Source organism: Stieleria mannarensis, assembly GCF_014154935.1.
GTDB lineage: Bacteria > Planctomycetota > Planctomycetia > Pirellulales > Pirellulaceae > Stieleria > Stieleria mannarensis.
On sequence record NZ_JACEHH010000251.1, the window covers coordinates 1 to 245 of the forward strand.

Here is a 245-nt window from a genome sequence, read left to right on the forward strand (position 1 = left end):
TGCGGTGCGCTGTAGCGGTCGCCAGGCTGATCCCGATGCGGTGATCAAGCGGCGGCGGAACTCCGTTTTGCCTGTCCGTGTCTGCTTCGGCCTCATGTCTGAGTGGTTTCGAGCGACTTCGGCGCAGATCTTCCCCGTTCGCCTCCCCGATGACGTTCGATTTTTCGCATTAGTCCTCCATTGAACGTTCAATCGGCTCTCCTTTGAAACACGACCGGTGGAGGGCCGCGAGGAAGTGGCATCGG

Annotated in this window: 1 protein-coding gene; it reads left to right on the top strand. The window is 60.0% G+C overall.

The features are described 5' to 3' along the window. Positions 1–184: hypothetical protein (locus H1B37_RS33565; protein ID WP_220498511.1), on the top strand; the 184-nt coding region annotated here is incomplete at its 5' end. Between the last annotated feature and the right edge of the window lie 61 nt (positions 185–245).